The organism is uncultured Candidatus Thioglobus sp. (assembly GCF_963981275.1).
Lineage (GTDB): Bacteria > Pseudomonadota > Gammaproteobacteria > PS1 > Pseudothioglobaceae > Thioglobus_A.
Window position 1 is genome coordinate 1 of record NZ_CAXCCZ010000074.1, and the last position, 1,535, is coordinate 1,535.

2 protein-coding genes and 1 pseudogene are annotated in these 1,535 nt (G+C 40.2%); all 3 read left to right on the forward strand.

Annotated features, from left to right (window positions below; translation table 11 throughout):
• Positions 1 to 104, forward strand: a pseudogene (locus ABNR88_RS07265) (transcription termination/antitermination protein NusG); the annotation flags it as partial.
• Positions 105 to 185: 81 nt separating this feature from the next.
• Positions 186 to 614, forward strand: coding sequence for a 50S ribosomal protein L11 (rplK, locus tag ABNR88_RS07270; protein ID WP_348670264.1), 429 nt, complete (start codon positions 186 to 188; stop codon positions 612 to 614).
• Positions 615 to 618: 4 nt separating this feature from the next.
• The gene (gene rplA / locus ABNR88_RS07275) at positions 619 to 1,314 is read left to right on the forward strand and encodes a 50S ribosomal protein L1 (RefSeq protein ID WP_348670265.1); all 696 of its coding nucleotides are present in this window, start codon (positions 619 to 621) and stop codon (positions 1,312 to 1,314) included.
• The last annotated feature ends 221 nt before the right edge of the window (positions 1,315 to 1,535 follow it).

Here is a 1,535-nt window from a genome sequence, read left to right on the forward strand (position 1 = left end):
TTGAAGCGGTGGATTATGACAAGAGTATTCTGAAAGTTGAAGTCTTAATTTTTGGACGTACAACCTCGGTAGATCTTGAATTCTCACAAGTAGAAAAAACGTAAGTATAGCGACTATGTCGCGTTTTAACCGGGGAGCTTAATAGGCGCTTGCACCCAAACGAGGAAATCCCTCAAGGAAGAAAAATGGCTAAAAAGATTGAATCATACATTAAGCTTCAGGTGCCTGCACAAGAAGCTAACCCTTCACCACCGGTTGGTCCTGCACTAGGTCAACATGGTGTAAACATCATGGAGTTTTGTAAGGCGTTTAACGCAAAAACTCAAGAAATCGACAAAGGTATGAAAGTACCAGTAATTATTACGGTTTATAGTGATCGTAGCTTTACTTTTGTTACTAAAACTCCGCCGGCAGCCTTGTTAATTCTTAAAGTAACAGGTATTAAGAAAGGCTCTGGTGTTCCACATACTGATAAAGTGGGTAATATTACTCGTGCTCAATTAGAAGAGGTCGCAGCAATCAAAATGAAAGATTTGAATGCAAACGATATGGAAGCAGCAGTAACAATTATTGCCGGAACAGCTCGTTCTATGGGCATCACGGTGGAGGGTTAATCAGATGGCTAAGTTAACTAAAAAACAAAAAAATATCGCAGAAAAAGTTGAAATTGGTAAGCGTTATGCAATTGAAGATGCTTTGGCGTTGATTAAAGATTGTGCAACCTCAAAGTTTGATGAATCTATTGATGTGAGTGTTAATCTTGGTGTTGATGCTAAGAAATCTGACCAAAACGTTCGTGGTGCCGTTGTACTGCCTAACGGTACAGGTAAGACTGTTCGTGTTGCGGTATTCACACAAGGCGATAACGTTGCTAAAGCGACTGATGCTGGCGCTGATGTTGTGGGTATGGAAGATTTAATGAAGTCTATGCAAGATGGTGATCTAGATTATGACGTTGTTATTGCATCACCTGATGCAATGGGTGTTGTTGGTCGTTTAGGCCAGGTATTGGGTCCTCGTGGATTAATGCCTAACCCTAAGGTTGGTACTGTGACTCCGGATGTTGCTACAGCAGTTAATAACGCTAAAGCAGGTCAAGTGCGTTACCGTACTGATAAAGCAGCAATTGTTCATGCTGGTATTGGTAAAGCCTCATTTGACGTTAAGGCGTTAGCTGAGAATATTACAGCATTAATGGAAGCGCTTAAAAAGGCTAAGCCAAGTTCAGCTAAAGGTATTTACTTTAAAAAATTAAGTGTTTCTTCAACAATGGGCGCTGGCGTCTCTGTTGATTTAAGCACGCTTGATATTTAAAAACATCAAGCAATAAATTCTTTGGGTCGTAGGGTTTGTTCCTTGCGTTCCTCAAAGACCATAGGTGTAAATTCTCCTCCTGGAGTTTTTACATAAATGACTGATAACACAGTCGGCCTATGTAGAGGGTACGTGAGTACTCTATGGCGAAAGTTATAATAATATGACTTTCTTTTTTAAACTGTTCAGGAGAGGCAAATGGCTCTAAATCTTGAAGCAAA

Coding starts and splice junctions, on each gene's coding strand:
- rplK (WP_348670264.1), top strand. CDS start 186: ATGGCTAAAAAGATTGAATCATACATTAAGCTTCAGGTGCCTGCACAA.
- rplA (WP_348670265.1), top strand. CDS start 619: ATGGCTAAGTTAACTAAAAAACAAAAAAATATCGCAGAAAAAGTTGAA.